Source organism: Pseudarthrobacter sp. MM222 (genome assembly GCF_947090775.1).
GTDB lineage: Bacteria > Actinomycetota > Actinomycetes > Actinomycetales > Micrococcaceae > Arthrobacter.
On record NZ_OX352321.1, the window covers coordinates 1,550,896 to 1,575,805 of the forward strand.

The following is a 24,910-nucleotide window of genomic DNA, read 5'->3' on the forward strand; positions in this document are numbered from 1 at the left end:
ACGTGCCGGTTCGGAACAGGCCGAGTTCGGAACCGTGCCGGTTCAGAAAAGGGTCGGCTGGGCTGCCCTGGCGGCGTGGGGTCCGTGCTGCCCGGAGACGTTCGCCGTCTGGGGGATGCTGCCGGCCGGGTACTGGGCTTCCTCGTCCCGGGGGTCATCGGGGGTGGGATTGCCGTTGAGATCACGGTGGCTGAAGCCGTGCGAGCCGGAAAAGCCGTGCCGGGCCTTAAAGAAGCGGATGCGGCCGGCGAGCCAGGCCCGGTACTCCTTAGAGGCATAGGAACCGCCGCCGTAGAGCCGACGGTATTTCCCCGCGAGCTGGGGGTGCTCCCGTGCGATCCACTGCATGAACCATTCGCGCGTTCCTGGCTTGAGGTACAGGGCGCCGGCCGTGACCCCGGTGGCGCCGGCCGCCGCGAGGGAGCCGAACAGGGAATCCAGCGCCTCGTCACTGTCCGAGAGCCACGGCAGGATGGGCATGGCCATGACTCCGCAGGGGAGCCCCGCGTCCCGCAACCTGGAGATGAGCTTCAGCCGTGCCCGGGGCCCGGGCGTGCCGGGTTCCACGGCCTCGGCCAGGTGCTCGTCGGTCATGGCGAGCGAGATGCCCACCCCCACGGGAACCTGGGCGGCGGCATGCTTCAGGAGCGGGATATCCCGGGAGAGCAGGGTGCCCTTGGTCAGGATGGACAGGGGAGTGCCGGAATCGGCAAGGGCCCCGATGATGCCCGGCATCAGCTGGTAGCGGCCCTCGGCCCGCTGATAGGGATCGGTGTTGGTGCCGAGGGCAACGTGCTGGCGGCCCCAGGACGGTTTTGCGAGTTCCCGGCGCAGGACCTCCGGAGCGTTGATCTTGACTACCACCTGGCTGTCGAAATCCAGCCCGGCGTCGAAGTCCAGGTAGGTGTGGCTCTTGCGGGCAAAGCAGTAGACGCAGGCGTGGCTGCAGCCGCGGTAGGGGTTGATGGTCCACTCGAACGGCATCCGGGAACCGGCGACCACCTTGTTGAGCACCGATTTGGCGGTGACCTCATGGAAGGTGACCCCGGCAAACTCAGGCGTGGATACGGAACGCACCAGCCCCAGCAGCGGCAGGAGCGCATCGGTGGCGGGGGCCGCCGTGGATCCTCGATCCACATCAATGCCAGCGCCAGCCAGGGGACCGTCCCCGGGTTCGGGGCCCGTTTTCGTGCCGGCCGGGGTGAGTGCCTGTGCGTCCCATCTCATGCCTACATTCGAATCTATGTTCGAATGAAAGTCAAGCATTCCATCCGGTGATTCGGCGGCAAACTACCGCGTCAACGGGCCGCGGACGTAGTCGAGAAGTTCCCAGACGACGTCCACCGTTGCGCTCACGCTGGACTCGCCGGCCTCGACCGTGAGCGAATCCGTGGCGACGGCGCGCTGCATCCCGGCAACCGGGATGGGCGCCGGATAGCCCGGCTGCTGGGCGATGGACAGCACTTTGCCGAGGCGGGCTCCGGCAAGGGATGCCAGGTGCTCCGCCGCGGCTAGGGCGTCGGCCCAGGCCGCCTGCCGGGCGCGGGCCGTGACGGCGGCGGGGTCCGCGAAGCCAAGTTCGAGGCCGTTGAGCCGGACGTCGTTGCCGCCAGCCGCCACGGTCTCGGCGATGATCCTGGCGGACGCCGCCAGCTCACGGATCCGCACGCGGAGCACGCTGGAGGCCAGATAGCCGGACACGGTCTGCCCCCGGCCCTCCTGCCAGTTGACTTCGGCGCGGACATTGAGCCCGGACGTGCTGATGTCCCTGTTGTCCACGCCGCCGCCCCGGAGCGCCGCCGTGATCGCGGCGGAGACGCGTCCGGCGCCCCCGTACGCGTCGCCGACATTTTCGCGGCGGCATTCGACGCCGACCAGGAGGGTGAGCAGGTCCGGTGCGGCGTCGGCGCTGCCGGCACCACTGACCGAAATACTCCGCGGGCTCTCCGTCATGTCATGCCTCGTTCCGCTCGCGGGACACGGCGCCCCGGCATGCCGCGCCGTGCCGTGATGGTTGTTGCGGACTTGGGATCCGGATAGCCGCCTGCCTGCAGTCCCGCGTGCCGCTCGAAGATGTTGGCCGAACCGGGGTTGCCGGTCCGCAGGACGGACCAGCCGGCCGCGAGGAAATACAGCGCCAGGAAGGGCACCCCCAGGCAGGCGTACTGGGTGCTGTGGCGTTCCTCGTGCCGGAGCAGGACCGCGTCCGCCAGTGCCCGGTCCGGTCCGGCCCGGAAGAGCACCACGTTGCCGACAGTGAAGGCCCCGGCGAACGGCAGCCGCCAGCGGTAGCCCGTGGCGATCAACAGGCCCCGGGGACCGCGGCGGACGGGGGTGCGCGCGGACGCAGCGAGCAGCAAACCCAGCGGGGTCGACCCGTTCAGAACGTTCGCGATCTGGCGCAGCCGTTGTCCGGACTTCATGGGGCCATGCTAGCCGGGGAAACCGGCCCCGGGGAGGCCTGCGGACGCTCCGTTCCGTTCGGGCGCCGAGGGTCCCTTTAACTGGAGTGCCTTCAACTAGACTGGAGGGGAGCGCCCGCCGGACGGTTCCGGCGCGCCCTGCCCTTTGTCAAAGTCCAGCGTCAGAGCACTTTTGATGGCGCCGTGCCTTTGGCATGAACCGACTCGTAGCTAAGAACAGTAGATGACTGAAACTTTGCCGGGCGCCGGCGTCCCGAATCCCCTGGATGAAGCCGCCATCACCGCCGCCGTAGACCAGGCCGTCGCCGCCATTGCCGCCGCCTCCACCCTCGATGAACTCAAGGCCGTGCGTCTCGCGCACACCGGGGAAAAGTCCGCGCTGAGCCTCGCCAACCGTGAGATCGGCGGATTGCCGAAGGACCAGAAGGCCGCCGCCGGCAAGCTCATGGGGGGCTCCCGTGGCCGCGTCAACAAGGCGCTCGCGGACCGCACCGCCGAGCTCGAGGCCGAGAACGACGCGCGGATCCTCGTCGAGGAGACCGTCGACGTCACCGCTGCTCCGCGCCGCCGCAAGGCCGGTGCCCGCCACCCGCTGTCCACCCTGCAGGAACGCGTCGCCGACATCTTCGTCGGGATGGGCTGGGAGATTGCCGAAGGTCCCGAGGTCGAATCGGAATGGTTCAACTTCGACGCGCTGAACTTCAAGCCGGACCACCCGGCCCGCGAAATGCAGGACACCTTCTTCGTGGAGCCGCCCGAAGCCCACCTGCTGATGCGCACGCACACCTCCCCGGTGCAGGTCCGCTCCATGCTGGAACGCGAACTGCCGATCTACGTGCTGTGCCCGGGCAAGGTATTCCGCACCGACGAACTGGACGCCACGCACACCCCGGTGTTCCACCAGTTCGAAGGCCTGGCCATCGACAAGAAGCTCAACATGGCGGACCTTCGCGGCACGCTGGAGCACTTCGCCCGCCAGATGTTCGGCGACGAGGCCCAGATCCGGCTGCGCCCCAACTACTTCCCGTTCACCGAGCCCTCTGCGGAGCTGGACATCTGGCACCCGGGGGCCAAAGGCGGGCCCAGCTGGATCGAATGGGGCGGCTGCGGCATGGTCAATCCCAACGTGCTCCGCGCTGCCGGCATCGATCCGGACATTTATTCAGGTTTTGCTTTCGGCATGGGCATCGAGCGCACGCTCATGTTCCGCAACGAGGTCGGCGACATGCGCGACATGATCGAAGGCGACGTACGTTTCAGCGAGCACTTCGGGATGGAGATCTAACCGTGCGTATCCCCCTTTCCTGGTTGCGAGAATTCGCACAGGTACCGGCCGGTGCAACGGCCGAGGACGTTATGGCCGAACTGGTCAAAGTTGGTTTTGAGGAAGAAGCGGTCCACCGCCCCACGGACAGCCTGCAGGGCCCCGTCGTGGTGGGCCAGGTGCTCACCATCGTCAAGGAGCCCCAGACCAACGGCAAGACCATCAACTGGTGCCAGGTCCGGGTGGTCCCGGAGGGCCAGGCGCAGAGCCTGACCGGCGATGGCATCGACCCGTCCGGCGTGCAGGGCATCATCTGCGGTGCCCACAACTTCGTTGAGGGCGACAAGGTGGTGGTGACCCTTCCCGGCGCCGTGCTGCCCGGAGACTTCCGGATTTCCGCGCGGAAAACTTATGGCCACCTCTCGGCGGGCATGATCGCCTCCGTCCGCGAGCTCGGCATCGGTGAGGACCACGACGGTATCCTGGTGCTCTCCCGGATCGGGCTGGACCCGGAGCTTGGCACCGATGCGATGGAGCTCCTCGGCCTCTACGACCAGGCCGCGGAAATCAACGTCACCCCGGACCGCGGCTACGCGTTCTCGATCCGTGGTGTGGCCCGCGAATACGCCCACGCCACCGGCACCGGCTTTACCGACCCCGCCGCAAAGGTGCAGGCCCCGGAGGCGCTGACCGGCGGCTATGGCGTCAAGCTCAACGACGACGCCCCGATCTACGGCAAGCCCGGCTGCGACCGCTTCGTGGCCCGCACTGTGCACGGCGTGGACGCTACCCGGCCCACCCCGGCCTGGATGTCCTCCCGGCTCCGGCTCGCCGGCATCCGCTCCATCTCGCTGCCGGTCGATATCTCCAACTACGTCATGCTCGAACTCGGGCAGCCGCTGCACTTCTACGACCAGGACAAGCTCTCCGGCGAGATCGTGGTGCGCCGCGCCGTCGCGGGGGAGAAGCTTCGGACCCTGGACGGCAAGGAACGCGCGCTCGACGCCGAGGACCTCCTGATCACGGACGGCTCAGGACCCATCGGCGTTGCCGGTGTGATGGGCGGTGCCTCCACCGAGGTCAGCGATGCGACGTCGACCATCCTCATTGAAGCGGCGCACTTCGAGGAAGTCTCGATCGCACGCTCCCGCCGCCGGCACAAGCTGCCCTCCGAGGCGTCCAAGCGATTCGAGCGCGGCGTGGACTGGCACGTCGCGCACCTCGCCGCCCAGCGCGCCGTCGACCTCCTCGTCGAGCTCGCCGGCGGCACCGCCGCTGCTGAGGGGACCGACGTCGGGACCGCACCGGACGCCGTCACCGTCGAACTGCCCGCGGCCTTCGCCTCAGAGCGGATCGGCATCGACTTCAGCGCAGAACAGATCGTCACCTCACTCGAGGACCTCGGCGCCGTCGTGGTGACAGCCGCCGACGGCTGGACGGTGACTGCCCCGAGCTGGCGGAATGACCTGGACACCAAGGAGGACCTCTCCGAGGAAATCGCGCGGCTCGTCGGCTACGACAAGATCCCGGCGTCCCTGCCGGTGGCGCCTCCGGGCCGCGGCCTGACCCGCGTCCAGCAGCAGCGCCGGCGCCTGATCCAGGCCCTGGCCGACGCCGGCCTGACCGAAGTCCTGGCCTACCCCTTCGTCTCCAAGGCCGCCAACGACACCTTCGGTGGCCCCGAGGAAGGCGTGGCGCGCAAGGCGCTTAAACTCGCCAACCCGATCAGCGAGGAGCACGGCTACCTGCGGACCTCGATCCTGCCGGGCCTGATCGATACGGCCAAGCGGAACCACTCCCGCGGCTTCCGCGACCTGGCACTGTTCGAGGCCGGACTGGTCTTCCTGCCGGGGGAGACGCTCGGCACAGCCTCGATCCCGCCGCTGGGCGCCAAGCCCGGCGATGAGGTGCTCGATGCCCTGTACGACGGCGTCCCGGACCAGCCGCTGTTCCTCGCGGCCGTGCTGACCGGGCACGATTCCCCGGCGGCCGCCGGGCACGCGCCGCGTGCCTGGGACTGGGCGGACGCCCTCGACATCGCCCGGCTCGCCGGCGACGTGCTCGGCGTAGACATCGTGATCAGCCAGGGACGCCACCAGGCTTTCCATCCGGGACGTGCCGCGCAGCTGGCGCTCCGTACCGGCGAAGTTGTGGGCTACGCCGGCGAACTGCACCCGAAGCTGCTGGCCGCGCACGACATGCCGGCTCGCTCAGTGGCGCTCGAGTTCAACGCCGACGCCCTCTTCGAGGCCGCCGCGGACGTGATCGTTGCCAAGCACATCTCGACCTACCCCGTGGCCACACAGGACGTCGCCCTCGTGGTGCCCCGCGAGGTTCCGGCTGAAGAGGTGCTCGCCGCCCTGCGCGAGGGCGCCGGCGAACTGCTGGAAGACGTCGCGCTCTTTGACGTCTACGCGGGCAAAGGGATTGAGGAGGGCCGGAAATCGCTGGCGTTCAGTCTGCGCTTCCGTGCCGACGACCGCACGCTGACGGCTGACGAAGCGTCCGCCGCCCGCGAAAGCGCCGTGGCAGTTGCCCATGAGCGCTTCGGAGCCGTCCAGCGCTGACGCACTCCCGGACTCAAAAGACTCCCCGCGGCCAGTAGGCCGCGGGGAGTCTTTTCTTGCTTGCCGGGTCCGGAGACTACGGAACCAGAATGACCTTGCCGGAGGTGCGGCGCTGTTCGAGGTCCTCGTGGGCACGGGCCGCGTCGGCGAGGTCGTAGCGGGCCCCGATCCGCACGCTCAGGGCGCCGCTGGCGGCGGCGGCGAAGACCTCATCCGAGCGCCACCGGCGTTCCTGCGGGTTGAGGAGGAAGTGGCCTATCGTCGGCCTGGTCAGGTACAGCGAACCGCCGGAATTGAGCCGCTGCGGATCGAGCGGTGGGACCGGACCGGAGGCGGCACCAAAGAGCACGAGCGTGCCGCGGATGCGGAGCGCGGCGAGGGAACCATCGAAGGTGTCCTTGCCGACGCCGTCGTACACCACATCTGCGCCGGTCCCGTCGGTCAGTTCCCGCACCCGTGCGGAGAAGCCCTCGTAGCGCAGCACATGGTCGGCGCCGGCATCGCGGGCCAGCTGCTCCTTGTCGTCCGTCGAGACGGTGGTGATGACGCGGGCGCCCTTGGCCTTGAGCAGCTGGATCAACAGCAGGCCGACACCGCCGGCTCCCGCGTGGAGCAGCACGGTCTGGCCGGGCTCGACCCGGTACGAGGAGTTGATCAAGTAATGCGCGGTGATCCCCTGCAGCGGGAGGGCGGCCGCGGTGAAATCGTCAACACCGCGCGGAACCGGCAGCGCCTTGTCCTCGTCGACGAGGACGTACCCGGCGTAGCAGTTCGCGGCCTCCGCGGTGGCCACCCGGTCGCCGGGGGAGAATACGGAGACGCCCTCGCCGACCTCCTCGACCGTGCCGGCCGCCTCGGACCCGGGAGTGAAGGGGTAGGCCACCTTGTACGCTCCGCTGCGCTTGTAGGTGTCGATGAAGTTCACGCCGACGGCGGCGACCTTCACGAGCAACTGGCGGGGACCGGGTTCCGGACGCTCCACCTCGGCCAGCTCCAGGACCTCGGGTCCTCCCGCCTGGCGGGCGACGATTGCATGCATCATTTGCGTCTCCTTCTTCGGCCGGGGATTTCCTGGCCGGATCCTCGGTCCATCCTAGGGACATGCGCACCAACGACGAAGTGACGGCCGGAATCCGGCCGTCACTTCGGGTCAAACGCTATCGAGTGGCCTGCTGGCCGCCGGAGAGCGGCCGCTTTAGTAGCGGCGGGTCACGGTAGCCATCGGGCATTCGAAGTGCCGGCCCGCGGCAAGACCGACGTCGTTGAGGTAGCGGACGATGATGCCGTAGGACTGCAGCAGCGTCGTTTCGGTGTACGGAACCTGGTGCTTGGCGCAGTACTCGCGGACGATCACGGCGGCCTTGTCCAGCTGGGGGCGGGCCATGTCCGGGAAGAGGTGGTGCTCCGCCTGCCGGTTGAGGCCCCCGAGCAGGATGTCCATGAAACGGCCGCCGGAAATGTTCCGGGAAGTCAGGACCTGGCGGCTGAAGAAGTCCACCCGGCTGTCCGCCGGCAGCACCGGCATGCCTTTGTGGTTCGGGGCGAAGGAAGCGCCCATGTAGAAACCGAAAACGGCCAGCTGGATGCCGATGAAGGCAAAGGCCATGCCCAGCGGCAGGAAGGTGAACGCCAGCACCGGAAGAAGGCTCAACCGCACCGCGAGGATGGGGATTTCGACCCAGCGGTGGGTGACCTTGGCGCGGCGGAGGATGAACTTGATCGAATCGATCTGGAGGCCCAGGCCCACGAGGAACAGCAGCGGGAAGAAGAACCAGCCCTGCTTACGGGTCAGGAAGGAAAAGCGTCCCTGCCGGGTGGCGGCGCCCTCGGGGTGGAACGCGATCGCGCCGGTGGCAATGTCCGGGTCTTTGGAGATGACGTTGGGGTGGTTGTGGTGGGCGCCGTGCTTCTGCTCCCACCAGGAGTAGCTGATCCCGGCTACCGACGTGGCGAGCAGGCGGGCGGCCCAGTCGTTGGCGCGGCGGGATGCGAAGATCTGGCGGTGGCCGGCCTCATGGGCGAGGAAGCTCAGCTGGGTGCAGAGGACGCCGAGGGCGGCAGCGATCAGGAGCTGGAACCAGCTGTCGCCGATGAGGGCGAAGCCGAACCAGGTGGCGGTCATCAAGAGGGCCAGGACGGAAAACACCGTGATGTAGAAACCGACGCGGCGTTCGAGCAGGCCGGCCGCCTTCACGCTCTTCAGGAGCTCGGAATAGCTCAGGACGACGGCGTTGGTTTGCCGGACGCGCGTTTTGGGGCGCTCCGGCGTGGCGGTGGTGGTCATGTAGCGGGTGCCTCGTAACTGTCACGGGCAACGCTGCAGCCGACATTCGGACTGCGCGGTCTGGATCACCCTCTGCTAAGCATACGCTGTAGATTTACAGCGTAGGCCCCTCTCTGGGCTTGGACGTACTGGGGGCTGCTCCTCGGGGGCATGCCGGGACACGCCGAGTGTATGCATAAATATCGACACCTATGCATAGTCTTGCTGTATAGTCGGAGCCATGACTATTTCTGTTGCCGTATCCGGGGCGAGCGGTTATGCCGGCGGCGAGGTGCTGCGGCTCCTGGCCGGTCATCCCCACGTTTCGATCGGCGCCATCACGGCGCACAGCAACGCCGGTTCCAGACTAGGGCAATTGCAGCCGCATCTCCATGGTCTGGCCAGCCGGATCCTTGAAGACACCACGGTGGAGAACCTGTCCGGCCACGACGTCGTGTTCCTTGCACTCCCGCACGGCACCTCGGCAGAGATCGCGGCCCAGCTCCCGCCCGGCACGGTGGTGATTGACGCCGGAGCAGACCACCGCCTGGAGGACCCGGCCGCCTGGGAAAAATTCTACGGATCATCGCACGCCGGATCCTGGCCCTACGGGCTGCCCGAACTGCCCGGCCAGCGCGAAGCACTCCGCGGCGCCACCCGAATCGCCGTCCCCGGCTGCTACCCGACGTCGGCCCTGCTGGCCCTCACTCCCGGCTTCAGCAACGACCTGTTGGAGGCAGACGACGTCGTGATCGTATCCGCCTCCGGTATGTCCGGGGCCGGCAAAGCAGCCAAGGTCAACCTCATCGGTTCCGAGGTCATGGGCTCCATGAGCCCGTACGGCGTCGGCGGCGGACACCGGCACACCCCGGAGATCGAGCAGGGCCTGTCCAAGGCCGCCCGCGGGCCGGTCACGGTCTCCTTCACGCCCACGCTGGCCCCCATGAGCCGCGGCATCCTCACCACCGCCACCGCCAGGGTGCGGCGCCGGCCAGGACGCAGCGTCACGGCCGAGGAACTGCGCAGCGCCTGGAGCGAGGCCTACGACGACGAACCCTTCGTTCACCTGCTCCCCGCGGGCCAGTGGCCCGCCACCAAGTCGGTGCAGGGGTCCAACCACGCTGTGATGCAGCTGGCATTCGATGAACACACCGGCCGCGTCATCGTCACCTGCGCCATCGACAACCTGACGAAGGGGACCGCCGGCGGCGCCGTGCAGTCCATGAACATTGCCCTGGGCCTGCCGGAAACGGCCGGCCTCGAACTGCAGGGAGTTGCACCGTGAGCATCACCGCCCCGCAAGGATTCCGCGCCGCCGGCGTCACCGCCGGGCTGAAGGCCTCCGGCAACCCTGACCTGGCCCTCGTCGTCAACGACGGACCTTCCAAGGCCGCCGCGGCCGTATTCACCTCCAACCGGGTCGCCGCAGCGCCGGTGCACTGGTCCCGCGAGGTCGTCAAGGACGGCCGCGTCGACGCCGTCATCCTGAACTCCGGCGGCGCGAACGCCTGCACCGGCCCGCAGGGCTTCCAGAACACCCACACCACGGCGGAGAAGACCGCCGAGTCGCTCGGCGTTTCCGCCACCGACGTATTCGTCTGCTCCACCGGCCTCATTGGGGAACAGCTCCCGATGGACAAGATCCAGGCCGGCATCGGTGCCGCCTCGACAGCACTGAACCCCGACGGCGGAGCCGACGCGGCGACGGCGATCATGACGACAGACTCCGTGTCCAAACAGGCTGTCTACACCGGGATGGACGCCGCAGGAAACGTTTACACCATCGGCGGCATGGCCAAGGGTGCCGGCATGCTCGCTCCCGGCCTTGCCACCATGCTGGTGGTCTTGACGACCGACGCCGACGTCCAGCCGGACATGCTCGACGTCGCCCTCCGCGACGCCACCCGGGTGACCTTCGACCGGGCAGACTCGGACGGCTGCATGTCCACGAACGACACCGTGGTGCTGCTGGCCTCGGCCGCGTCCGGAGCCGTGCCGTCCGGCGTTGAGTTCGGCAAGGGCCTCACCCAGGTCTGTGCGGAACTGGCCCGCAAGCTGATCGGCGACGCCGAGGGCGCGAGCCACGACATCGCGATCCGCACCTTCAACGCTGCCAGTGAGCGGGACGCGGAAACCGTCAGCCGCGCCGTGGCCCGCTCGAACCTTTTCAAGACCGCCATCTTCGGCAAGGACCCCAACTGGGGCCGCGTGCTTTCGGCCGTCGGCACCACGGACGCGGTCTTTGAACCCGACCGGCTGAACGTGTCCATGAACGGTGTGCAGATCTGCCGCAACGGCAGCATCGGCGAAGACCGCAGCCTCGTGGATCTTGAACCGCGCGAGGTCATCGTCGAAATCGACCTGCAGTCCGGCGACGCCGAAGCCACCATCCTGACCAACGACCTCACGCACGACTACGTCCATGAGAACAGCGCCTACTCCAGCTGACCGCCTGAAAGGACGAACAGAAGGACGTACAGAAGGACGAACAGTATGAACACCCAGACACGCGAGAACACCTCCATGGCCGACGCCCAGAACAAGGCCGGCACGCTGATCGAGGCACTGCCTTGGATCCAGCGCTTCGCCGGCACCACCATGGTGATCAAGTACGGCGGGAACGCCATGGTCAACGATGAACTGCGCCGCGCGTTCGCCGAGGACGTCGTCTTCCTGCACCACGTCGGCATCCACCCTGTGGTGGTGCACGGCGGGGGTCCCCAGATCAACGCCATGCTCAGCCGGCTAGGGATCGAATCCGAGTTCAAGGGCGGCCTCCGGGTCACCACCCCCGAGGCCATGGACGTGGTGCGCATGGTCCTCACCGGCCAGGTTGGCCGTGAGCTCGTGGGCCTGATCAACTCCCACGGCCCCTACGCCGTGGGCATGTCGGGAGAGGACGGCGGCCTGCTCCGGGCCGTCCGCACGGGCACCGTGGTGGACGGTGAACAGATAGACCTGGGCCTTGTCGGCGAAGTCGTAGGCGTGAACCCCGAGGGCATCCTGGATATCATCGCGGCCGGGCGGATCCCGGTGATTTCGACGGTGGCCCCGGAGATTGCCGATGACGGAAGCCTCGACATGGGAGCAAAACAAGCTCAGACCACCGGGCAGGTCCTGAACGTCAACGCGGACACCGCCGCCGCGGCCCTCGCCGAAGCGCTGGGCGCTTCCAAGCTGGTGATCCTCACGGACGTCGAGGGTCTCTTCGCGAACTGGCCGGACCGCTCCTCGCTGATCTCCTCGCTGACAGCCTCCGAGCTGCGCGAGCTGCTGCCGAGCCTGGAGTCCGGCATGATCCCGAAAATGGAGGCCTGCCTCCGGGCCGTCGAGGGCGGAGTGGAACGCGCGCACATCGTCGACGGGCGCCTCGCCCACTCGATGCTGCTGGAAACCTTCACGACCGCGGGCATCGGCACGCAGGTCGTCCCGGACGAGGAAGTGAACGCATAGTGAGCAGCACTGAACTGAGCCATTCCGCTGAAGGCCGCAGCAGCGATGGGGGGCTGGGTGTGGTCGGGCACCGCGGTGGGCCCCCGGCCTCCGGCGTCCCCGTTCGAGCTGGCGAGGAGGGGGTGAGGCCGGGGACGGGCGGGGCCCCCATCGCTGCGGAGGCTGCCGCAACCACAATCGTTTCCAGCCGCAGCGGAGCCGAGTGGCTCTCCCGCTACTCCTCCTCGCTGTTGGGCGTCTTCGGCACCCCGCAACGGGTTCTGGTCCGGGGCTCCGGCTGCCTCGTCTGGGACGCCGACGGAAAAGAGTACCTGGACCTGCTCGGCGGGATCGCCGTCAACGCCCTCGGCCACGCGCACCCCTTCGTCACCTCGGTGATCTCGAGCCAGCTGGCCACTCTCGGCCACGTCTCCAACTTCTTCACCAGCCCCACCCAGATCGCCCTCGCCGAAAAATTGCTGGAACTGTCCAAGGCGCCGGCTGGCTCCAAGGTGTTCTTCGCCAACTCCGGCACCGAGGCCGTCGAGGCCGCCTTCAAGCTGGCCCGCCGGAACGCTGGCCCGGCAGAGAAGCCGCGCACCAAGATCATCGCCCTGGAAGGGGCCTTCCACGGCCGCACCATGGGCGCCCTCGCGCTCACCGCGAAGGAGGCCTACCGGGCCCCGTTCGCGCCGCTGCCCGGCGGAGTCGTGCATATCCCGTTCGGCGACATCGAGGCGCTGCGCGCCGCAGTGGACAGCACCACGGCGGCGGTCTTCCTCGAGCCGATCCAGGGCGAGGCCGGCGTCCGGCCGCTCCCTGCCGGCTACCTGCAGGCTGCCCGCGACGCCACCAGCGCCGCCGGGGCACTGCTCATCATCGATGAGGTCCAGACCGGAATCGGCCGCACCGGCAAGTGGCTTGCCAGTGAGGACGCCGGAATCGTGCCCGACGCCGTGACCCTGGCCAAGGGCCTGGGCGGCGGCTTCCCGATCGGCGCCCTCGTCACGTTCGGCCCGGACGTGTCCTCGCTGCTGTCCGCGGGCCAGCACGGCTCGACCTTCGGCGGCAACCCGGTGGCAACCGCCGCTGCGCTTGCCACCCTGCACGTCCTCGAAAACCAGCACGTCCTGGCCCACGTCCGCGAGCTGGGGGACTACCTGCGCGCCGGCCTCGCCACGCTCGACGGCGTGACCGAGGTCCGCGGCGAGGGCCTGCTCATCGGCTTCGACCTCGACGCCGACGTCGCCCCCGCCGTGGTCACCGCAGGACTCGAGGCCGGCTTCATCGTCAACAGCCCCGGCCCGCGCACCATCCGTCTGGCCCCGCCGCTGATCCTCACCACCGGCCAGGCGGACCGCTTCCTCGCCGCGCTGCCCGCCCTCCTCCAGACCGCAAAGGACGCCCAGTGAACGCGACTGAAATTTCGAAGAGCCAGACCCGCCACTTCCTCAAGGACACAGACCTCAGCCCGGCCGAACAGGCCGAAGTCCTCGAACTCGCGGTCCGGCTGAAGGCCGCGCCCTACAGCGTGCAGCCCTACGCCGCCGCCGCCAGCGGACGCAAGACCGTCGCCGTCATCTTCGACAAGACCTCCACCCGGACCCGGGTCTCCTTTGCTGCCGGCGTCGCGGACCTGGGCGGCAACGCGCTCATCATCAACCCGGGCGAGGCGCAGATCGGCCACAAGGAGTCTGTCGAGGACACCGCCCGGGTGCTGAACCGGATGGTGTCGACCATCGTGTGGCGCACCGGGGCGCATGCCGGCCTCGTCGCGATGGCGGAGAACTCGAAGGTTCCGGTGATCAACGCCCTGTGTGACGACTACCATCCTTGCCAGCTGCTCGCCGACCTGCTGACCATCAAGGAACACAAGGGATCACTCCGGGGCCTCACCATGAGCTACCTCGGCGACTCCGCCAACAACATGGCCAACTCCTACCTGCTCGCCGGCGTCACGGCGGGCATGCATGTCCGGATCGCCGGTCCCGAGGGCTACTTGCCGTCCGCGGAGATCATCGCCGCGGCCGAGGAACGCGCCGCGGAAACCGGCGGATCGGTACTCATCACCGTCGACGCCGCCGAGGCCCTGCGCGGTGCCGACGTCGTCGCCACCGACACCTGGGTGTCGATGGGCCAGGAGGACGAGAAGGAAGCCCGGCTCAAGCTGTTCCGCGACTACGCTGTTGACGAGGCGGCGATGCAGCTCGCGGCGCCGGACGCCGTCGTGCTGCACTGCCTGCCGGCGTACCGGGGGTACGAGATCGCCGCCGGCGTCATCGACGGCCCGCAGTCAGTGGTCTGGGACGAGGCCGAAAACCGGTTGCACGCGCAGAAGGCGCTGATGGCCTGGCTGATGCACCGCTCCGGCCTCGCCGTGGTGGACGGGCTGCCCCCGGTCCACAGGCCGGTCTGATGTCCGCCCAACCGGCAACTCCTGGGGCCAGCCCCGCCACCAAGACCGCCCGGCAGGCGCGGATCACCGCCATCCTGACCGGTGAGTCGGTCCGCTCGCAGGCCGAGCTGGCTGCGCTACTGGCGGATGACGGCGTCCAGGTCACCCAGGCCACCCTGTCCCGGGACCTCGTGGAACTCGGGGCGGTCCGGGTCCGCGGCAAAGACGGTGTGCTCGTTTACGCCGTTCCGGGGGAGGGCGGGGAGCGCGCGGCCAAGAGCGGCGTCACCCAGGAAATCCTCGACTCCCGGCTCGCCCGGCTCTGCGGGGAACTCCTCGTGACGGCCGAAGCGTCCGCGAACATCGTGGTGCTCCGGACCCCGCCGGGTGCGGCCAACTTCCTGGCCCTCGCGATCGACCACTCCGTGATGCCCTCGATCCTGGGGACCATCGCCGGGGACGACACCGTGCTGCTCGTCACCCGGGATCCGCTCGGCGGCGCGGCCCTCGCGGCGCGCTTCCTGCAGCTGGCCGAGGAAACCAGCCAGTGAGTAAACGACGGCGGGCGGCAGCCACTAGCTTTTCCTGCTCGGCCTGCCCCGGCGATGTGACAGGCTTTCAGCAAACAGTTTTCCTGACAACTCGAATCAACAAAACAACTAAGGAGCATTTGAAGTGACTGAGCGTATTGTGCTGGCCTACTCCGGTGGCCTGGATACTTCCGTAGCCATCGGCTGGATCGGTGAAGCCACCGGCGCCGAGGTCATCGCCGTGGCGGTCGACGTCGGACAGGGCGGCGAGTCGCTGGAGACGATCCGCCAGCGTGCCCTGGGCTGCGGCGCCGTCGAGGCCTACGTGGCCGACGCGAGCGACGAATTCGCCAACGAATACTGCATGCCCACCTTGAAGGCTAACGCCCTCTATCAGGGCCACTACCCGCTGGTTTCGGCCATCTCGCGCCCGGTGATCGTCAAGCACCTGGTCAAGGCCGCCCGAGAATTCGGCGCCTCCACCGTGGCCCACGGCTGCACCGGCAAGGGAAACGACCAGGTCCGTTTCGAAGTCGGCATCCAGACCCTCGGCCCGGACCTGAAGTGCATCGCACCGGTCCGCGACCTCGCCCTGACCCGCGACAAGGCCATCGCCTTCGCCGAGGAAAAGGGACTGCCGATCGAGACCACCAAGAAGAACCCGTACTCCATCGACCAGAACGTCTGGGGCCGCGCCGTCGAAACCGGCTACCTCGAGGACATCTGGAACGCCCCTACCAAGGACATCTACGACTACACCGCCGCCCCGGAATTCCCGCCGGCCCCGGATGAGGTCACCATCTCCTTCGAAGCCGGCGTTCCGGTGGCGATCGACGGCGTCAAGGTCACCCCGCTGCAGGCCATCAAGGAACTCAACCGGCGCGCCGGCGCCCAGGGCGTCGGCCGCATCGACGTCGTCGAGGACCGCCTCGTGGGCATCAAGTCCCGCGAGATCTACGAGGCCCCGGGCGCCATGGCGCTCATCACCGCGCACAAGCACCTCGAAGACATCACGATCGAACGCGAGCAGGCCCGCTTCAAGGCGACCGTCGGCCAGCGCTGGTCCGAGCTGGTCTACGACGGCCAGTGGTTCTCCCCGCTCAAGCGCTCCCTCGACGCCTTCATCGAGGACACGCAGAAGTACGTCACCGGCGATATCCGCATGGTGCTGCACGGCGGCCAGGCCATCGTCAACGGACGCCGCTCCGGGACCTCGCTCTACGACTTCGACCTCGCCACCTACGACACCGGCGACACCTTCGACCAGTCGATGGCGCGCGGCTTCATCGAGCTGTGGGGCATGTCCGCCAAGGTTGCCTCCAGCCGTGACCTCCGGGTCGCAGGTCAGTGACGGAGGAGCAGGGCCCACGAGCGCAGGGGTCCCCAGTCGAGCGAAGCGAGGCTGGGGTGCGCTCGGGGACAAATGAGGGCGCGCTGTGGGGCGGCCGGTTCGCCGGCGGCCCCGCGGACGCCCTCGCGGCACTGAGCAAGTCCACCCACTTTGACTGGCGGCTCGCCCGCTACGACATCGCCGGGTCCAAGGCGCACGCCCGCGTGCTGCACAAGGCCGGGCTGCTGGACGACGCCGAGCTCGCAGGCATGCTGGACGCCCTGGGCCGCCTGGACGACGACGTCGCTTCCGGCGCCTACCTGCCGGCGGACTCGGATGAGGACGTGCACGGTTCGCTGGAGCGCGGCCTCATCGAGCGCGCCGGCACGCAGCTGGGCGGCAAGCTCCGGGCGGGACGCTCCCGCAACGACCAAGTGGCAACACTGGGGCGGATGTTCCTGCGCGACCACGCCCGGATCATCGCCCGCGGCGTGCTCGCCACGGTCGACGCCCTGGTGGACCAGGCCAGGGCGCACCACGGTGTGGCCATGCCCGGGCGCACCCACCTCCAGCACGCCCAGCCGGTGCTGCTCAGCCACCACCTGCTGGCCCACGCCTGGGCGCTGCTGCGCGACGTGCAGCGGCTCCAGGACTGGGACAAGCGCGCCGGCGTCTCGCCCTACGGCTCAGGCGCCCTCGCGGGCTCCTCGCTGGGCCTGGACCCTGAAGCCGTCGCCGCGGACCTGGGCTTCTTCTCGGCGACGCACAACTCGATCGACGGCACCGCCTCCCGCGACGTCTTCGCCGAGTTCGCCTGGATCACGGCCATGATCGGCGTGGACCTTTCCCGGGTCTCGGAGGAAGTGATCCTGTGGGCCACGAAGGAGTTCTCCTTCGTCACCCTGCACGATTCCTACTCCACCGGCTCCTCGATCATGCCGCAGAAAAAGAACCCGGACGTGGCGGAACTGGCCCGCGGCAAGGCCGGCCGCTTGATCGGCAACCTCACCGGGCTGCTGGCCACGCTGAAGGGCCTGCCGCTCGCGTACAACCGGGACCTGCAGGAAGACAAGGAACCGGTCTTCGACGCCGCCGACACGCTGGAGGTCCTGCTCCCGGCAGTGTCCGGCATGATCGCAACGCTGACGTTCAACACCGAACGGATGGAATCGCTGGCACCGCAGGGCTTCGCGCTGGCCACGGACATCGCCGAATGGCTGGTCCGGCAGGGTGTTCCGTTCCGCGAAGCGCACGAGCTCTCCGGAGCCGCCGTGAAGCAGGCCGAAAGCCGCGGCGTCGAGCTCTGGGACCTGACGGACGAAGAGTACGCCGCCATCTCGGAGCACCTGACGCCTGAGGTCCGCACGGTTCTGTCCACTGAGGGTTCGCTCAACAGCCGGAACTCCCAGGGCGGCACCGCCCCGGCCGCCGTCGAGCGCCAGCTGCTGGCCCTTGAGGGCGAGCTCGCCGGCGTGCGGGAGTACGCGGGCTAGCGATCCCTTAGGGTGCGCGAGATGACACTTCGCGGCGATGTTTTTCGCAAACACTGCCGTCAAGTGTCATCTCGCGGTGGTTAAGGTGGGTGCATGAGCGAAACGTTCCGCCAACTGCTGCGGTCCCTGCCGGACTTCCCCGAAGCACTGCCGGACTTCGATCCGTCCGCGGCGCCCGCCGATCCGGCGGATCTGTTCCGGCAGTGGCTTGACGAGGCGCTGGCGGCCGGCGTCCAGCAGCCCAACGCCTGCAGCCTCGCCACCGCGGACGAACATGGCCGCCCGTCCGCCAGGATGTTGATCCTGAAGGACATCGACGACGCCGGCTGGCTCTTTGCGACCTCCCGCACCTCCCGCAAGGGCCACGAACTGACGGCCAATCCGCACGCGGCGTTGAACTTCTACTGGCAGCAGCAGGGCCGGCAGGTCCGGGTGGCTGGCCCGGTGACGGAGCTCTCCGCCGAAGCCTCCGCGGCCGACTGGCACGCCAGGCCCGGCGCGGACGGCAGCGACAATCCGGACTGGCAGCTCTACGCGGTCCGGCCCCGCGAGATTGAATTCTGGCAGGCCCGGCACGACCGCCGGCACATCCGCCACCGCTACGGCCCGGACGAGCTGGGTTAATCCCGATTAGCCCGGTTGCTCGGCTAGGATGGCGCCATGACCCCAATCACACCGGAACAACTGCTGGACGAACTCCGCCGCGCCGCCGACGTCGTGGCCGGGATCGTCGCGAAACTGACCGAACAGGACGTCGAGGCGCCCTCCGAGCTGCCGGGCTGGACCCGGGGACACGTGCTGGCCCACCTCACAGGCATCGCCAATGCGATGGCCCGCCAGCTGGAATACGCGGCCCGCGGCGAAAACATCGAGCTGTACGACGGCGGCGTCGAGGGCCGCACGCGGGCCATCGAGTTGGCCGCCGGACACAGCCTGGCGGAACACCGGGCCGACCTCGACTCAGCATTGGCCAGGGCCCTGCGCGCCTTCGACTCCCTCGACGGCGCGGGCTGGAAGCGGCCCATCACGTACCGCGGGGGAGTCGTGTTCGACGGCGGGCTGGCGCTTTGGCGCGAACTCGTCATCCACGCCACCGACCTCGGCACGGGCCGCGGCCCCGAAACCTGGAGCCGACCGTTCTGCGAGCAGCTCTTCGACTTCCTCGCCGCGCGGGTGCCCGACGGCGAACGGTTCGTGCTTCAGCCGCTCGGCCTGCCCGCGGTGGCCATCGGAACACCCGGCGGCACGTCGACGGTCATCAACGGAATGCTTACCGACATCGCCGCGTGGCTCGCCGGCCGCACGCCCACCCTCGGGAGCCTGCGCGCCACGGCAGCGGCCGACGGCGTCGACCTTCCGGAACTGTTGCCCTGGCCGGCCGGGACGCCCGTCACCAACGTCAACAAATAGGCGCCACCAGGCGCGGCGGGCGGCCTACTTAAGCTCGGCCAGTGCTGTCTGGCGTTCCCGGTCCAGCAGGCTCTCCTTGATGGCCAGGCCCCAACGGAAGCCGCCCAGGCTGCCGTCGGTCCGGATGACCCGGTGGCAGGGCACGAACAGCGCCGCCGCGTTGAACGCGCAGGCGCTGGCCGCGGCCCGGACCGCCTTTACGTTCCCGGACAGTTCCGCATATTCCGTATACGTCACAGGGCGTCCCGGCGTCACGGTCCGGAGCATTTCCCAGGCGTGGTTGCGGAACGGGCCGGATTTCTGCACGACGGGAACGTCCATGGCGGGGGCAGGATTGCCCGCATAGAACTCCTCGACGGCGGCTGAAATGGTGCCGAGGTCCGTGACCGGCTCGTATTCACCTGGAAGCAGCTCAGGATGGATCTGGCCGGTCAGTTCGCCCGGAACGGCGGTCCAGCCCGACGCCAGCACCGCGCCGTCCCTGGCAATGATGGTGAAGGGACCGTCGGGGGTGGACATGGTCAACAACTGGGCTTTCATGGCGTCACTTTCTTCGGGATGGGGGTCTTTGTGCGGGCGGCGGCCTGGGCCTCTGCTGCCGCGCGCCAGAGGTGCATGGTGGCGTAGGACCGCCACGGGCTGAGCTCACGGAAATCGGGGTGCAGCCCCGTGTTGTCCGGGAGATTTCCAAGGGACCGGATGCCGTTCCGCACCGCCGCATCGTTGGCAAGGAAAACATCCGGCGCCCCGATCACCCGCATCGCGACATAGCCGACCGTCCAGGGCCCGACCCCGGCGAGCGGGAGCAGCTTGGTTTCAAGCCGGGGAAGGTCGTCGCCGTAACCGAAATCCAGGTCTCCTGACGCCATCGCCGCTGCGGCCCCGCGGACGGAATCGATCCGGCGCTGCGGGCCCCGGAGCAGTTCGAATCCGGTGTCCGCAATCTGCGCCGCCGTCGGGAAGATGCGGCCCAGGCCGTCGGCGGGCACCAGGCTCGCGCTCCCGGCCTGGGACAGCTGAACCAGGGCCGTCCGGGCGGCCGCCACAGTGATCTGCTGCCCGATCATGGCCCGGACCAGCAGCTCCTGCGGGTCCACTGCGCCCGGCATCCGCATGCCGGGTGCAGCGGCGACGCGAGCCGCGAGCCGCGGATCCGCGGCCAGGGCCGCATCGATCGCGACCGGGTCGGCGTCCAGATCCAGCAAGCGGCGGACCCTGCTGAGCAGCGAGGCCAGGTCCCGCAGGTCGACGGCCCCGATCGTGAGGACAAGGGGCCGGCCCGCCGCCGCGGCGTCGTAGTCCACCCGGAACCGGGCGTCACCGTGGGCCAGCCGCAGGGTTCGGGCGTAGGAATGCGGGGTGCCTTCCTCGATCCCGGGGATGGCGCGGACGGCGAGGAAATCGAAGATACCCGGGTCGAATGGTTCCCGATACGGCAGATTCAAGGTCAGTGCCGTCGACGAGACCGCGGCCGGGGTTGGGCCCCGGTGGTGTCGGGCGGTGGCCCGCAGTGCGGACGGCGTCATCGCGAAGACCTCGCCGATCGTTTCGTTGAATTGGCGCACGCTGCTGAAGCCAGCGGCGAACGCGATATCGGCGGCCTTCATCGCTGTGGACACCAGCAGCGTCCGGGCGGTCTGGGCCCGGCTGGCCCGGGCCAGCGAAAGCGGACCCGCGCCCAATTCAGAACTCAGGATTCGGTTCAGCTGCCGCGACGAATAGCCCAGCCGGGCTGCGAGCCCTTCGACGCCGTCGCGGTTGATCACGCCGTCATTGATCAGCCGCATGGCCCGGCCCGCGATGTCCGAGCGGAGGTTCCACGCGGGCGTGCCCGGAACTGCCTCCGGCAGGCAGCGCTTGCAGGCCCGGTAGCCGGCGTCGTGCGCCGCCGCGGAGGTCTCGTAGAAAGTGACGTTACCGGCTTTGGGGGTCCGGGCGGGGCAGGAGGGCCGGCAGTAGATGCCGGTGGTCCGGACCGCCGTGTAGAACTGCCCGTCGAAACGGGTGTCCCGGGCGTCGATTGCCCGGTAGCGCTGCCAGAAGTCCATGGGTTCATCCTGCCAGCATCGCGAGGCGGCTGCTAGCGGAAATCGGACACGGGGGTGGAGGGTGCGGTGCGCCGTTTGTTAAAGTCGGACTATGACTTCCAGCGTTCGCGAACTGCTTTCCGCCGATGCCCGGCAGGTGGCGCCGCTGCTGCTGGGGGCAGTGTTGACGCACGAGGGGCGCGACGGCACGGTAGCGGTGCGGATCACCGAGGTGGAGGCTTATCTCGGTCCGCACGACTCCCTGCACCCCGACCCGGGATCACACACCTTCCGCGGCGCGACGGCCCGCAATGCGCCGATGTTCGGCCCGGCAGGACACCTCTATGTCTACTTCACCTACGGCCTTCACCATTGCGCCAACATCGTCTGCGGACCGGTTGGCCTGGCCTCGGCGCTGCTGCTGCGCGCCGGTGAGGTGGTGGCGGGGGAGGAACTGGCACTCTCCCGGCGCCCGACGTCGAAATTTCCCAAGGACCTGGCCAGCGGACCGGCCCGGCTGGCCACCGCGCTCGGACTGACGACGGCGGACAGCGGCCGGGATGCGCTCGGCACCCCGTTCCACCTGGAGCTGCCGCAGGCCCCGGCGGAGGACATCAGCTCGGGCCCCCGGGTCGGAGTCTCCGGCGCCGGCGGGACGCACGATTATCCCTGGCGCTTCTGGCTGACCGGCGACCCCACCGTCTCCCGCTACAAGGCGGGCAAAGTGCGGACGCGGGCCCGCTGATCCCTGCCAGTAAGGTTGATGCGTGAATCAACGCCAGCAGGACCCGAACCAGACGACGAACGCAACACCGGTGGATGAGCTGATCAGCAGCCTCTGCGCCACCATCCCCGATTACCCCAAACCGGGCATCAACTTTAAAGACCTGACGCCCGTCTTCGCGGACGGAGCCGCGTTTAAGGCTGTCGTTGAGGCCCTGGTGGCGCCGTTCCGGGGCCAGTTCGACGCCGTCGCCGGCGTGGAAGCGCGCGGTTTCCTGCTGGCCGCGGCCGCTGCCTACGCCACCGGTACGGGGGTCGTGACGGTCCGCAAGGCCGGCAAGCTCCCGCGCGAAGTGGTTTCGGAGGACTACGCCCTGGAATACGGCAAGGCCACCTTGGAGCTGCACACCACCGACCTCGCCCCGGGCAGCCGGGTGCTCATCCTGGACGACGTCCTCGCCACCGGCGGCACCCTGGGGGCAGCAGTAGGGCTGTTCGAACGCTGCGGCATCCAGGTGGCCGGCGTGGGTGTGGTTCTTGAACTCGAGGACCTGCCTGGCCGCGCCGCCCTGGCAGGGCTGCAGGTCCGGTCCCTCCTGCGCGTATAGCTGGACCGTTCCTCCCGCCTCGGTAGAATGCCTGCACAAACGGACACATGCCAGCGTTTACCGAAATGGTTGTAGAATGGTTGGTCTGTCTTTTTCGATAGGGGAACGTTCGATGCACCACGCTGATTTGGCCCATGAACGCGACTACGTGGCCGGACTTTATGCCCGGCTGGACGAGTTGCGGGCAGAGAAGCGCGCCCAGCTGGCCCAGGTCCGCCGCGCCGGTGCGGTGGGCACCATGCAGAACGTCTCCGAGCGTGACGCGTTTGCCGCGATGTACGAGGACCGGCTGGCGCAGCTTGACGCCGTCGACGACCGGCTGGTGTTCGGCCGGCTCGACCTCGATTCGGGGGAGGCACAGTACATCGGCCGCATCGGGCTGACAACCGAGGACCTGCAGCGCCTCATGGTGGACTGGCGTGCCCCGGAGGCCGGCCATTTCTATCAGGCCACCGCCTTCGACCGGCAGGGTGTCCGCCGGCGCAGGCACCTGATCCTGCAGGGCCGGGAAGTCAAGGCGATCGAGGATGACGTGCTCGACGCGGACATGCTCTCCGACGACGATTCGCTGCAGGGCGAAGGCGCCCTGCTGGCGGCGCTCAACTCCAAGCGGACCGGCCGGATGTCGGACATCGTGGGGACCATCCAGTCCGAGCAGGACCGGATCATCCGGTCCTCCATCTCCGGCGCGCTCGTGGTCCAGGGCGGCCCTGGTACGGGCAAGACCGCCGTCGCGCTGCACCGCGCCGCCTACCTGCTCTACACCCACCGCGAACGCCTCAAGACCGCCGGGGTGCTCCTCGTGGGCCCGTCGTCGTCCTTCATGAAGTACATCGAACGGGTGCTGCCCTCCCTCGGCGAGACTGGCGTTGTGATGGCAAGCGTCGGCCGCCTGATGCCCGGCATCCACGCGGTCGCCGAGCCGGAACCAGCCGTGGCCGCCATCAAGGGGCGGCTGGACATGGCCCAGGTGGTGGCGAACGCCGTGGCCAACCGGCAGCGCCTCCCGGCCGGAAACCGGGTCCTCGAAGTCGACGGGCGGAAGCTGCTGCTGACTCCACGCCAGGTCCGCCGTGCCCGCGACAGGGCGCGCGCCACGGGGAAGCCGCACAACGAGGCCCGCGTATCGTTCGTCAAGATCCTGCTGCGCGAGCTCACCGAACAGATGACCGAGTTGGTTGAGGCAGGCAACATCGGCAACAACGCAGACCGCTCCTACCTTGCCGAGGATGTCCGCTCCGCCCGGGACGTCCGCGTCGCGCTGAACCTCTGCTGGATGCCGATGACGCCCGAGAAGCTCGTGACGGAGCTGCTGAGCAAGCCGGATCTTCTGGAGGCCTGCACGCCGAACCTCAGCGCCGCCGAGCGCGCCATGCTGCTTCGGTCCGCCGATGCGCCGTGGACCGAGGCCGACGTGCCGCTGCTGGACGAAGCCGCCGAGCTGCTCGGCGAGCTTGACGCGGCGGCCGGCAGGGGACTGGCCCAGCAGGAACACGACCGTGCCCGCGATCTCGCCAACGCGAAGCAGACCCTGGTCAACATGGAAACCGCCGGGGTGGATGTGCTGATCTCCGCCGAAGACCTCGTGGACCAGAACCAGGAGCGCGAGACCCGGCTGACCGCCGCGGAGCGCGCCACGACCGACCGCAACTGGGCCTTCGGGCACATCGTGGTGGACGAGGCGCAGGAGCTGTCGCCGATGCAGTGGCGCCTGCTGGTCCGCCGTTGCCCGCTGAAATCGTTCACCATCGTTGGCGACATCGCTCAGACGAGTTCCGTTGCCGGCGCAAATTCCTGGCAAAGCGCCCTCGCCCCAATGTTCGGGGACCGCTGGCAGCTTGAGGAACTCACCGTCAACTACCGGACACCGTCCCAGATCGCCGAAGCGGCCGCCCGGATGGCCAACGCAGCGGGGCTGGTTGTATCGGCGCCCAAGGCGGTCCGCGAGGGACGCTGGTCCCCGGTCATCGACCGTGTCCAGCCGGACCAGATCGTCCGCAAGCTCGTGGAAGTGCTCCCGGAGGAATTGGACGCCCTCGACGGCGGCCTGCTGGCCGTCATCGCCGACGGAAACCTTCTCCCGGAGGCCATCGCCGCGCTGCGCGCCGTCTACGGCCGCCGTGTCGGCACCGATGCCGGCAGTTACGTGCAGGACATCGTCGTGATCAGCCCCCGCGAGGCCAAGGGCCTGGAGTTCGACGGCGTCGTGGTGCTGGAGCCGTCGGCCATGCTCAACCACGAACACGGACGCGTCGGCGACCTCTACGTTGCCATGACAAGGCCCACCCAGCGGCTGCGGCTCATCGCTGCGGCCGGCATCCCTGCGGGCATCGAAGACTGACGCGCGGCCGGCCGCCGTCGCGGCGGGCTGCCGGGTGGCGAGCCGGATCGGCCGGCCGCCGTCGCGGCCGGCTGCCGGGTGGCGAGCCGGACCGGCCCCGGGCC

At 68.7% G+C, this 24,910-nt stretch carries 22 protein-coding genes; 15 read left to right on the plus strand and 7 right to left on the minus strand.

Features of this window, described 5'->3' with window-relative positions:
- Positions 1-42 precede the first annotated feature (42 nt).
- The 3 genes from OM977_RS07040 to OM977_RS07050 all read right to left on the minus strand — a co-directional run bounded on the left by OM977_RS07040 (position 43) and on the right by OM977_RS07050 (position 2,423).
- On the minus strand, positions 43-1,227 hold the full coding sequence (locus OM977_RS07040) for an Rv2578c family radical SAM protein (protein WP_264356781.1): 1,185 nt from the start codon (positions 1,225-1,227) through the stop codon (positions 43-45).
- A gap of 63 nt (positions 1,228-1,290) precedes the next feature.
- Complete coding sequence (locus OM977_RS07045) at positions 1,291-1,953, minus strand: SIMPL domain-containing protein (RefSeq protein WP_264356782.1); 663 nt, start codon at positions 1,951-1,953, stop codon at positions 1,291-1,293.
- Positions 1,950-2,423, minus strand: a complete 474-nt coding sequence (locus OM977_RS07050) for a hypothetical protein (protein WP_264356783.1) — start codon at positions 2,421-2,423, stop codon at positions 1,950-1,952. The genes OM977_RS07045 and OM977_RS07050 overlap by 4 nt, the downstream gene beginning before the upstream one ends.
- 223 nt (positions 2,424-2,646) lie before the next feature.
- On the opposite strand from OM977_RS07050, the gene pheS reads away from it, so the two are divergent.
- Both pheS and pheT read left to right on the plus strand, forming a co-directional pair.
- Positions 2,647-3,708 carry a phenylalanine--tRNA ligase subunit alpha gene (pheS, locus tag OM977_RS07055; protein WP_264356784.1) on the plus strand — a complete coding sequence of 354 codons (1,062 nt, stop codon included), beginning with the start codon at positions 2,647-2,649 and terminating at the stop codon, positions 3,706-3,708.
- A 2-nt stretch (positions 3,709-3,710) separates the two neighbouring features.
- Positions 3,711-6,254: a phenylalanine--tRNA ligase subunit beta gene (gene pheT, locus OM977_RS07060; protein WP_264356785.1), complete on the plus strand. Its 2,544-nt coding sequence runs from the start codon at positions 3,711-3,713 to the stop codon at positions 6,252-6,254.
- Between the two features lie 76 nt (positions 6,255-6,330).
- On the opposite strand, the gene OM977_RS07065 is transcribed toward pheT, so the two are convergent.
- On the minus strand, positions 6,331-7,296 hold the full coding sequence (locus OM977_RS07065) for a quinone oxidoreductase family protein (protein ID WP_264356786.1): 966 nt from the start codon (positions 7,294-7,296) through the stop codon (positions 6,331-6,333).
- A gap of 153 nt (positions 7,297-7,449) precedes the next feature.
- Complete coding sequence (locus OM977_RS07070; RefSeq protein WP_264356787.1) at positions 7,450-8,538, minus strand: fatty acid desaturase family protein; 1,089 nt, start codon at positions 8,536-8,538, stop codon at positions 7,450-7,452.
- 220 nt (positions 8,539-8,758) lie between these two features.
- Between OM977_RS07070 and argC the strand changes: the two genes are divergently transcribed.
- The 10 genes from argC to OM977_RS07120 all read left to right on the plus strand — a co-directional run bounded on the left by argC (position 8,759) and on the right by OM977_RS07120 (position 19,107).
- On the plus strand, positions 8,759-9,802 hold the full coding sequence (argC, locus tag OM977_RS07075; protein WP_264356788.1) for an N-acetyl-gamma-glutamyl-phosphate reductase: 1,044 nt from the start codon (positions 8,759-8,761) through the stop codon (positions 9,800-9,802).
- Positions 9,799-10,965, plus strand: a complete 1,167-nt coding sequence (gene argJ / locus OM977_RS07080) for a bifunctional glutamate N-acetyltransferase/amino-acid acetyltransferase ArgJ (RefSeq protein ID WP_264356789.1) — start codon at positions 9,799-9,801, stop codon at positions 10,963-10,965. The genes argC and argJ overlap by 4 nt, the downstream gene beginning before the upstream one ends.
- Before the next feature lie 45 nt (positions 10,966-11,010).
- A complete protein-coding gene (gene argB / locus OM977_RS07085; protein WP_264356790.1) occupies positions 11,011-11,970 on the plus strand; it encodes an acetylglutamate kinase in 960 nt (319 codons plus the stop codon).
- Between the two features lie 149 nt (positions 11,971-12,119).
- Entirely contained in the window at positions 12,120-13,361 is a 1,242-nt protein-coding gene (locus tag OM977_RS07090; RefSeq protein WP_264357340.1) for an acetylornithine transaminase, read from the plus strand.
- Positions 13,358-14,365, plus strand: a complete 1,008-nt coding sequence (gene argF, locus OM977_RS07095; protein ID WP_264356791.1) for an ornithine carbamoyltransferase — start codon at positions 13,358-13,360, stop codon at positions 14,363-14,365. Before OM977_RS07090 ends, argF begins: the two co-directional genes overlap by 4 nt.
- Entirely contained in the window at positions 14,365-14,895 is a 531-nt protein-coding gene (locus tag OM977_RS07100) for an arginine repressor (protein WP_264356792.1), read from the plus strand. Before argF ends, OM977_RS07100 begins: the two co-directional genes overlap by 1 nt.
- Before the next feature lie 124 nt (positions 14,896-15,019).
- Positions 15,020-16,225: an argininosuccinate synthase gene (locus OM977_RS07105; protein ID WP_264356793.1), complete on the plus strand. Its 1,206-nt coding sequence runs from the start codon at positions 15,020-15,022 to the stop codon at positions 16,223-16,225.
- Positions 16,226-16,281: 56 nt separating this feature from the next.
- The gene (argH, locus tag OM977_RS07110; RefSeq protein WP_264356794.1) at positions 16,282-17,697 is read left to right on the plus strand and encodes an argininosuccinate lyase; all 1,416 of its coding nucleotides are present in this window, start codon (positions 16,282-16,284) and stop codon (positions 17,695-17,697) included.
- Between the two features lie 93 nt (positions 17,698-17,790).
- Positions 17,791-18,321 (plus strand): pyridoxine/pyridoxamine 5'-phosphate oxidase, encoded by a 531-nt coding sequence (locus tag OM977_RS07115; protein ID WP_264356795.1) that lies wholly within the window; start codon positions 17,791-17,793, stop codon positions 18,319-18,321.
- A 36-nt stretch (positions 18,322-18,357) separates the two neighbouring features.
- Positions 18,358-19,107 (plus strand): maleylpyruvate isomerase family mycothiol-dependent enzyme, encoded by a 750-nt coding sequence (locus OM977_RS07120; RefSeq protein WP_264356796.1) that lies wholly within the window; start codon positions 18,358-18,360, stop codon positions 19,105-19,107.
- Positions 19,108-19,131: 24 nt separating this feature from the next.
- On the opposite strand, the gene OM977_RS07125 is transcribed toward OM977_RS07120, so the two are convergent.
- Both OM977_RS07125 and OM977_RS07130 read right to left on the minus strand, forming a co-directional pair.
- Positions 19,132-19,647 carry a methylated-DNA--[protein]-cysteine S-methyltransferase gene (locus tag OM977_RS07125; protein ID WP_264356797.1) on the minus strand — a complete coding sequence of 172 codons (516 nt, stop codon included), beginning with the start codon at positions 19,645-19,647 and terminating at the stop codon, positions 19,132-19,134.
- Positions 19,644-21,155 (minus strand): DNA-3-methyladenine glycosylase 2 family protein, encoded by a 1,512-nt coding sequence (locus OM977_RS07130; RefSeq protein WP_264356798.1) that lies wholly within the window; start codon positions 21,153-21,155, stop codon positions 19,644-19,646. The genes OM977_RS07125 and OM977_RS07130 overlap by 4 nt, the downstream gene beginning before the upstream one ends.
- A 91-nt stretch (positions 21,156-21,246) precedes the next feature.
- Between OM977_RS07130 and OM977_RS07135 the strand changes: the two genes are divergently transcribed.
- The 3 genes from OM977_RS07135 (at position 21,247) to OM977_RS07145 (ending at position 24,806) form a co-directional block, all read left to right on the plus strand.
- Complete coding sequence (locus tag OM977_RS07135; RefSeq protein ID WP_264356799.1) at positions 21,247-21,879, plus strand: DNA-3-methyladenine glycosylase; 633 nt, start codon at positions 21,247-21,249, stop codon at positions 21,877-21,879.
- A gap of 22 nt (positions 21,880-21,901) precedes the next feature.
- Positions 21,902-22,465, plus strand: a complete 564-nt coding sequence (locus OM977_RS07140) for an adenine phosphoribosyltransferase (RefSeq protein WP_264356800.1) — start codon at positions 21,902-21,904, stop codon at positions 22,463-22,465.
- Between the two features lie 112 nt (positions 22,466-22,577).
- Positions 22,578-24,806 carry a HelD family protein gene (locus tag OM977_RS07145; protein WP_264356801.1) on the plus strand — a complete coding sequence of 743 codons (2,229 nt, stop codon included), beginning with the start codon at positions 22,578-22,580 and terminating at the stop codon, positions 24,804-24,806.
- The last annotated feature ends 104 nt before the right edge of the window (positions 24,807-24,910 follow it).